This is a genomic window from Paenibacillus turicensis (assembly GCF_017873435.1).
Taxonomy (GTDB): domain Bacteria; phylum Bacillota; class Bacilli; order Paenibacillales; family Paenibacillaceae; genus Fontibacillus; species Fontibacillus turicensis.
This window is the reverse complement of record NZ_JAGGKG010000012.1, coordinates 129,081-137,754: the sequence shown is the minus strand read 5'-3', so window position 1 is coordinate 137,754 and position 8,674 is coordinate 129,081. Positions and strand designations below refer to the sequence as shown.

Here is an 8,674-nt window from a genome sequence, read left to right as displayed (position 1 = left end):
CACGCAAATGTCCTATAATATGTATTAACAACAAAGCATTCCATTTTTTTCATGATAGACTCATAGAAAGGTCGCATAATTGTTATTGTACGACATCATTTGCTTATATTAAATTTTTTTAATAAAAACAGTGAAATCCGCGGTATAATGAAGAAAACATTAGATCGAGGTTATTAATTTATGACCATATCGTTAATTGATGCCCATATCCATTTGGATAAATATCCAAAAGAGTCCATAACAAATATAACCAAATTTTTATTAAGTTCTAATATTGATTCGGTCATTAGTGTATCAATGGATTTAGCATCCAGTAAGGACAATTTAACATTAAGCCAACAATTTCCACAACTTGTTTATGCTGCATGTGGATTTCACCCAGAGCAAATACTGCCGGATGAGACAAAACAACAAGAACTTTTAAGGTGGCTGGAGACACATATCACAGAGATGGTTGCGATTGGAGAAATTGGATTACCGTATTACACAAAAATGGAAGCGATTCAAAGTGGAGAGAAGTTCGAGATTGAACCCTATATTATGTGGCTAGGAAAGTTGTTACAGGTAGCTAAAAAATATGATAAACCAGTGGTTCTCCATGCTGTATATGAAGATGCAGATATCGTATGTGACCTGTTAGAGGAATACGACATCAAGCAAGCCCATTTTCATTGGTTTAAAGGCTCTACAGCGACACTACAAAGGATGGTACAACGTGGGTATTATATATCGTTCACACCGGATATTTTATACGAGGAGGAAATTCAGGAGATTGCCCTTCACTATCCCATTGAACAAGTGATGCTCGAAACGGATGGGCCGTGGCCATTTGAGGGTCCCTTTGCTGGACAGATGACACACCCTTCTATGATTCATGAATCCGCTTCCTTCTATGCCCAACTATCTCTTAAACCACTTCATGAGGTATGTGAGCAAATTAGGTTAAACACGAAAAAATTTTACAACTTATAAATTACAGTTAATCATACAAAATAAATAAAGGACAACTGCAAACCTTTCCTCGCAGTTGTCCTTTTAATTAGAACTCAATCGGTAACAGATTAAAAGCATTAAACTACATCGTAGCCTTGATCTTCGATCGCTTCTTTGATCGCTTCTACAGTAGTTTTAGCCTCATCGAAGCTAACCTCTACTTTTTTATTAGCCAAATCCACTTTCGCTTCTCCACCTAAGCCACTAACAGCACCTTCAACGGATTTCACGCAGTGGTTACAGCTCATACCTTCTACATTTAAAGTTACAGATTTCATCTTTTATTCCTCCTATACTATTTCATTAATTTATTCATTGTAGACAGTAATTCATCAATCACTTCTTCTTCACCAGCTTGAATCCTTTCAATCACACAGCTCTTCATATGTCCCTCAAGTAATAAGCGACCCACGCTATTCAGTGCTGATTGTGCTGCTGCAATCTGATTTAGGACATCATCACAATACGTATCCTTCTCTATTAAGCCCTTAATGCCACGTATTTGTCCTTCAATCCGATTTAAGCGAGAAATCAGGTTATTTTTTACCGCCTCAGAATGGTGACTATGCCTGACCTCATCGATGTGAGTTTCACAATGGGTTTCAGGATTTTGTTTGAGCTTTGCCACACTACCATCTCCCTTCTCCGCTATGTTTCACATATCTACATTATATTATACCCCCTAGGGGTATGTAAAGAGGTAAAAAAATACCTCTGTGCTCATAAGCAACAAAGGTATTTTTCCCTTCATTAAGGAAGATTATAGCCCCAAATCATTGCAAATAATGTTCCAAAAATCGTAACTAATGCCACAAACATAGCATAAGCAATATTCACATACAACGTTCCTCTGGATCTATTCTCGCTAATGTGCATGAATAAAAATAACTGAACACCCATTTGTACCATTGCACATACTAACAAAATGACTAAGCCCCACGTATAGGACAAATCACCGAACACAGCTAGCAGTGCAACCGCAGAAAGGATCAACGAGAACACATAACCCATTACATGTTGAAGCGGGAAAAGTTTCTTCATGTCACATCAGTCCTTTCAGGTAAACAAAGCTAAATATAAAGATCCATACAACATCAAGGAAGTGCCAATACAGAGAGAAAATAAATGTTTTATTCGCAGTTACAGGGTTAAATCCACGGCTACGAATTTGTATTAATAGTGCAAGGCCCCATAATACCCCCATCGTAACGTGCAAGCCGTGTGTGCCAAGCAACACAAACAAGCTAGATAAAAACGCACTTGTCTGAAGCGTAGCACCTTCATGTACATATGTCACGAACTCAAAAATCTCAATACCTAGGAAGCCAAGACCAAGCAACAACGTAATGACTAAGAAAGTCATTGCTGCCTTTTTCATGTTATGTCTCATGCTATTAATAACCAAGCCACAAGTGAAACTACTTGTTAGAAGCAAGAAGGTTTCAAGCAAAACAGGCGTAATCTCAAATATATCTTTACCCGCTGGGCCACTACCTGTACGATTCCAAAGGGTAAAATATACGGCAAACAAAGTAGCGAACAACGCAATTTCTGCGCCAAGGAATAACCAAAATCCAAGAATTTTGTTACTATTATCCTCTGTGCTATATTCTAGCGGTAGCGTATGATCTACTTTCATGCGTTTTCACCCCGCAATCGTTCTTCAGTTTCTCTAATTGTCTTAACAGGAATATGATGACCATGATCCTTCTCAAATGATCTTATTGCTAACATCACTACAATACCGATCGTAGATACCACAACCGCAGGCCACCAGCTGAATACCATCCCAAAGCCCCAAACAAAGAATATCGCTGATAAAATAATCGGCTGACCACTATTGTTTGGCATATGAATTTCTTCAAGCTCACCTTCGTATAGCTGTTTACCACCTTTTTTCTGCTCCCAGAATGGATCAAGACCCTCCACCTTAGGAACAATGGCAAAGTTATACTCAGGGACAGGACTATGCGTACTCCACTCAAGTGTACGTGCGTTCCAAGGATCTCCAGTCTTATCTCTTGGTGCATAACGGAAACTCCAGTAAATATTGTACACAAGAATCATAAATCCAATCAGCAAGCCTACAGAACCAATAGATGCAATCAAATTGAGCGGACCAAAGCCTGTGCTCGCAGAATAGGTGTACATCCGTCTTGTCATCCCTTTTAGACCTAGGAAGAACAACGGTAAGAACGTAACGTTAAAGCTAATTGCAATCGTCCAGAATGCAGCCTTACCTTGCTTCTCATTAAGACGGAACCCAAATAGTTTAGGGAACCAGTAGTAGAAGCCTGCAATTACTGCAAATACGGTACCTGGAATTAATACATAGTGGAAGTGGGCAACCAAGAACATCGTATTATGATATTGGTAATCCGCACTTGCCATCGCTAGCATAACCCCTGTTACCCCACCGATGGTGAAAATCGGAATAAATGCTAAGGAGTATAACATCGGCGTTGTAAACTCTATTCGCCCTTTTCGCAGCGTAAAGAGCCAGTTAAATATTTTCACACCGGTTGGAACAGCAATCGCCATCGTTGTAATGGAGAAGAAGCCATTCACTGTAGCACCATGACCCATTGTATAGAAGTGATGCGCCCATACAAGGAAGGATAATACGGAAATTACAACCATACTAAATACCATGGATTTATAGCCGTATAGGTTTTTACGTGAGAATGTAGCGATAATTTCGCTGTAAATACCGAAGGCTGGTAAAACTACAATATATACCTCAGGGTGCCCCCATACCCAAAACAGGTTGGCCCAGAGCATATCCATCCCGCCATTGGCCATCGTAAAGAACTGAGAGCCAAATAGTCGGTCAAAGGCCATTAAGGCTAATGCCACCGTTAATACAGGGAAAGCAAACAAAATAATGACGGAGGTGATTAAAATAGACCAAGTAAACATTGGCATTTTCATCAACGTCATACCAGGTGCGCGCATTTTCAAAATTGTAACGATAAAGTTAACACCTGTTAGCAAAGTACCAATCCCGGAAATCTGCAATGCAATTGCATAATAGTTATTTCCGACCGTTGGACTAAATTCTAGACTCGCAAGCGGGAAATACGCTGTCCAGCCCGCGTCTGGTGATCCCCCGATAACAAACGAAATATTAAACAACATTGCGCCTACAAAAAACAACCAGAAGCTTACTGCGTTTAAACGTGGAAATGCAACGTCTCTTGCCCCAATTTGCAAAGGCACTACAACGTTCATTAAACCGATAACAAATGGCATCGCCATAAACAAAATCATGACTACACCATGTGTTGTAAATATTTCATTATAATGCTGTGCATTTAACAACCCGTTTTCAGGAACTGCGAGCTGTGCTCTCATAAGGATGGCATCTGCGCCGCCTCGGAATAGCATAATCAATGCACTAATAATATACATAATACCGATTTTTTTATGGTCTACCGTCGTTAACCATTCACGCCAGAGATAACCCCATTTTTTAAAATAGGTTAAACCAATAACGATGGCTAAAGACACGATCAAAATACTAATTTGAGCGCCATAAATCATCGGTTCTCCTGTGACGAGCAATTCGTCCCATTTCATATGATGCTAACCCCCTTCACACTATTTTTTATCGGATGAGCCAACTTCGCTATGATCGTGACCGTCATTATGGCTACCATTGTGATCAGAATCATGTTGTCCATTGGTATTGTCTTTATGATCTGAGTTGTCCATATTAGAATGATCCATATCCATATCAGAATGATCCATGTCTTCCATATCGGAATGATCTTTGGACTCATTGTCTCCTGTATGAGATGAATCCCCACCATGGTTATGACCGCCATATTCACCTTCAGGTGGTGGCATAAAGCTTAAATGCGTAGAAGAGTAAGTCTTCCGTCCAACATGCTCAGACTCTAACAGCATTTTAAACTCTTGTTCTGTTAACTCAGAAGCGGTTTGCTTTACTTCCTTAACCCACTCATCATATTTTTCAGGGGTCAAAGCAAGTGCCTCAAATTCCATATCTGCAAAACCCCGTCCAGAGAAGTTCGCATTTTTCCCCATAAATGATCCAGCATTTTCAGCTACTAAATTCAGCTTATTCACCATATCGCTCATGGCATATTTTTGACCGCCAAGTTGTGGAACCCAGAAGCTTGTAATCGGTCCATAAGAATAAAGTCTGAACTCAACTGCACGGTGTGTTGGGATATTGACGTAATTTACAGTCTCAATCCCTTCCTCTGGATAGCTAAAGTGCCATTTCCAGTTGGAGGATGCTGCATAAATGACTAACGGCTTTTGATCCTCATATCCAGCTGGTACGTTTTCTACCGCATAGGTACTCCGCAATGTAACAACGGATAAAAACGCAACTATGATGACAGGGATTGTAATCCAAATAATCTCTAGCCACTTGTTGCCCTCTTCATGAGGTGGCTCATAATCTGGCGCTGCCTTAGATGCACGATATTTAGTAAGGAACACAACAAATAAGATGTACACAACCAGCAAAATACCCAACATAATTAAGATAGACATAATAATTACGTCTGATTGGGTTTTGGCAACCGGACCTTGCGGATTTAATACGGCTAGCGAGTTACATCCGGTCAGGAGCACAAGAAGTAGTGCTGAAAATATTGCCAGCAGCCTTTTCATAAGATACCGATACCCCTTTCTTCATTTAACAAACATCAATTTTTAAACTTTTTGCATGTTTATTATTATTTAGCTAAAATCTATGTTATGAAAGCCTTTAAATAAATTCAAAGCATAGAGAAAGTAAATTATGGTATTTAATTCCATTTATTATACCTCAACTCGTACCTATTTGTCACTTTTCCCTCAAATTCAGCGATTTAAGACCAAATACAGGCAAATAAGCCGATTTCGAAATTTGTTCACAATTAAGGTTTTTATTTAATAAATTCATTAAATTGTCATACAAAAACTATATTACGTGATTTTTATCACTTGAAAAATGAAAAACCCCAATTTTCCGCCCTGGGATTTAAGTTAGAAATTGGGGTTAGCCTAAGACCTGCATAAAAAATATCGTAGTCATTATAGCGGTTTTTCAAGTACCTTTTTCTTTTTGCAAGATTCCCTTCTTTTGGCGACAGGAAGTGGGGTAATAGCTTCTAACTTCTCATCATAACCTTGCTCGGTATACAGTGCTATTATTTCTTGCTGGCTTAATATCACGTTATATATGCGAAGATCATCGATTGCACCATGAAAAAAGAAGCGAGGTTCATCCGAATTTTTTTTCCCAATATATATTGGCTCTTCAGCGTTTGGTCTAAATGCATATTGTTGAGTATCCTGTAACTGACTGTTCAAATAGAGCTTAAAATATAAACCATCACAAATCACAGCTAGGTGGTACCATCTGCCTCGCTCCAAAGCATGCTTTGTCTCCACATCCGATGTGTCCATCATAAAATGAATTCTGACCTTATTTCTCATTGTGCTTATTTGAAACACTCTGCGCGATTTATCAGCTATGCGTCCATTATCATCTTGTGAAACAATCGCATTATTCCACCAATTCATTTTGGCTCCTTCATCATATTTAACCCATACGGATAAAGAAAACGTCTCTGAGTTCAGTACTCTCGTAGGCTCAAGAACAACATGACTCCCACTCCCCGCAAAAAACAACGCTGTATTCTGTTCATGAAATCTATTATGTGTTGGAATTGCACCTTCGACCTTTCCATGATTTTCATTTCCACTTGTGTCAAGTGCATTTCCGTTAAATAAATACTCAGCAACTAAACCATCTGTTGGTATTGTCATGCTTTCCCTCCTTCTGCATATTACCTGCTTAAGCTCTGCTCTAAAATATCAAATATCATTTGTAACTGCCCAATTCCGAGTTTTTCTGCCTTCTGGGCATTTCTAAGAAGCTCAATTGCAGTATGTGCGTTATCCGGAGCATTTGGTGCTCCACCTTGAGGGAATGGAAAAAGCGTTCGAACTTTTACCAAATTACATGCAACCTCATAGTAATGTTTCGCAGCTTCTTGTATAAATTGTGAAACCTTCACTTGTATCGGAGAAGCACAGCTCCACTTCTGAGCTAAACTAGTGAGAAATTTGTATGCAAATTCACGAGCATCACTTACAACTAGAGCATTATAAGCATTTCCTACCACCTCAATTGACTGAGATTGAAACGCTTGAATCCATGCGTCATATGCTGCAAGACCATTATGGTAAGGCTCATCATCATGACGGGGCATATGCCTGAAGGCATGATCAAGAACTAACTCAAGCGCGCCATGGAAAGCTGTTACTTCGTCAACCTCAAAGCTATCAGTTATACCCATCATAAAAAGCTCACCAATACGCCCTCGACCAAGCTTAGCATAAGGCAATAGTCCATCTTGTGCAGTATCTTTGCAGTTAAGAAGCTGCTTTTTATCGTCATACCCATAAATAACACCAAATTCTGGAACAAACAAATCCCACGCCATAACAGGGATTCCTCGGTCAATATTGCTCTGTACAAATATTAATGCTTGTTGGAGCTCCTCTGGTGACGGAGACATAAAATTAGGTTCTCCCATAGACTCGCACATAAAGCCAAGATTTTTCATGCCTTGTATAAAAACCTTTCCCCAGTTCAAGGAGGCATATGGGCCCCCAATATCTACTGTTCTAGCATGAATATTAATGCGAAACGCCCAGCTTGTATAGCCCATAACATCAATAAGAGAAATCTCCTTTTTGTCAGTGTATCCGATCATTCTAAATAACGCCTGAGCAGCACTTGTATGAGTATACTTATTGGAATCAAATGAGCATTGATTTGTAGACAACATAATCACTCCTTTTATTATCGTGGACAAGGTAGCTTTTTTGAGACTGGTAGTCCTAGATCTCTTCTCATCTTGATATATACATTAATCTGGACTTTAAGACGTTGCTGCTGTACCTTTCGTCTAGAGGCTGAAATATAATTGTAGATATTACTGGTGGAGGTTTGAAACATAGCTGCAATTTCGGCAGGTCGTAGCTGGTTAAAAAAGTAAGATTCAAAAATATCCTTTTCCCGCTTACTTAAACAGCTCAGCAATTCACGAATTCCATCTATAGTTTCTTTACGTATGACAATAGAGATAGGATCCAAGCTATACTTCTCTACATTTGTCACTGACTTATGAAGATGATATAGCACTTGGTCAATACTATCCCAATTTCGGATTGAAGTTTTCCTTGTACTTTTATTCCCTAGTAGAGAATCATAGCTTGTAAATGGCATCTCCTTACTATAGGGTCCTCCACGTCTAAGCTTCATATATGCAAGATTATGTACAATCCTCCTTAACCATGGCTTGAACCGCTGTGTATCAACTAAATCTCCCAAATGAAGGAATGCCCTTATAAGCGCATCTTGTGCAATATCTTCAGCTACAAATGGATCCTGAGTTAGCTTTTGCGCCCAGCCAAACGCTTTCGTGCGATGACGACGAACTAATTCCCCAAATGCATCATGATCTCCAGTTTTCGCTAAATCAATTAAATCGTCATCCCCTATAGCTTCAATATCTGTATCCTCCTCATTAACTGGATTCTTTTCGCAGTTCAACATAAGCGATTTCCCCCCTTATATCATTGATGCCAATCAGGACAAAAATCTATAAAATTTTTAAAAATTTATTTCTAATAAAACTTTCCTGTTTTA

Annotated in this window: 10 protein-coding genes; 1 reads left to right on the top strand and 9 read right to left on the bottom strand. The window is 39.2% G+C overall.

Going from position 1 to position 8,674, the window contains the following annotated elements; genetic code table 11:
• Nucleotides 1-180: 180 nt before the first annotated feature.
• Complete coding sequence (locus J2Z32_RS13580; protein WP_210089707.1) at nucleotides 181-972, top strand: TatD family hydrolase; 792 nt, start codon at nucleotides 181-183, stop codon at nucleotides 970-972.
• A 98-nt stretch (nucleotides 973-1,070) separates the two neighbouring features.
• On the opposite strand, the gene copZ is transcribed toward J2Z32_RS13580, so the two are convergent.
• The 9 genes from copZ to J2Z32_RS13535 all read right to left on the bottom strand — a co-directional run bounded on the left by copZ (nucleotide 1,071) and on the right by J2Z32_RS13535 (nucleotide 8,581).
• Nucleotides 1,071-1,271 carry a copper chaperone CopZ gene (gene copZ, locus J2Z32_RS13575; RefSeq protein WP_210089706.1) on the bottom strand — a complete coding sequence of 67 codons (201 nt, stop codon included), beginning with the start codon at nucleotides 1,269-1,271 and terminating at the stop codon, nucleotides 1,071-1,073.
• Nucleotides 1,272-1,288: 17 nt separating this feature from the next.
• Entirely contained in the window at nucleotides 1,289-1,621 is a 333-nt protein-coding gene (locus tag J2Z32_RS13570; RefSeq protein WP_425343003.1) for a metal-sensitive transcriptional regulator, read from the bottom strand.
• 122 nt (nucleotides 1,622-1,743) lie between these two features.
• Nucleotides 1,744-2,034, bottom strand: a complete 291-nt coding sequence (gene qoxD / locus J2Z32_RS13565) for a cytochrome aa3 quinol oxidase subunit IV (protein WP_210089705.1) — start codon at nucleotides 2,032-2,034, stop codon at nucleotides 1,744-1,746.
• A gap of 1 nt (nucleotide 2,035) precedes the next feature.
• Nucleotides 2,036-2,632 (bottom strand): cytochrome aa3 quinol oxidase subunit III, encoded by a 597-nt coding sequence (gene qoxC / locus J2Z32_RS13560; protein WP_210089704.1) that lies wholly within the window; start codon nucleotides 2,630-2,632, stop codon nucleotides 2,036-2,038.
• On the bottom strand, nucleotides 2,629-4,572 hold the full coding sequence (gene qoxB, locus J2Z32_RS13555) for a cytochrome aa3 quinol oxidase subunit I (RefSeq protein WP_210089703.1): 1,944 nt from the start codon (nucleotides 4,570-4,572) through the stop codon (nucleotides 2,629-2,631). Before qoxB ends, qoxC begins: the two co-directional genes overlap by 4 nt.
• Before the next feature lie 21 nt (nucleotides 4,573-4,593).
• A complete protein-coding gene (gene qoxA / locus J2Z32_RS13550; protein WP_210089702.1) occupies nucleotides 4,594-5,640 on the bottom strand; it encodes a cytochrome aa3 quinol oxidase subunit II in 1,047 nt (348 codons plus the stop codon).
• Between the two features lie 405 nt (nucleotides 5,641-6,045).
• On the bottom strand, nucleotides 6,046-6,783 hold the full coding sequence (locus J2Z32_RS13545; RefSeq protein WP_210089701.1) for a LamG domain-containing protein: 738 nt from the start codon (nucleotides 6,781-6,783) through the stop codon (nucleotides 6,046-6,048).
• 20 nt (nucleotides 6,784-6,803) lie between these two features.
• Nucleotides 6,804-7,808: a hypothetical protein gene (locus J2Z32_RS13540; RefSeq protein WP_210089700.1), complete on the bottom strand. Its 1,005-nt coding sequence runs from the start codon at nucleotides 7,806-7,808 to the stop codon at nucleotides 6,804-6,806.
• Nucleotides 7,809-7,825: 17 nt separating this feature from the next.
• Nucleotides 7,826-8,581: an RNA polymerase sigma factor gene (locus J2Z32_RS13535; protein WP_210089699.1), complete on the bottom strand. Its 756-nt coding sequence runs from the start codon at nucleotides 8,579-8,581 to the stop codon at nucleotides 7,826-7,828.
• Nucleotides 8,582-8,674 lie beyond the last annotated feature (93 nt).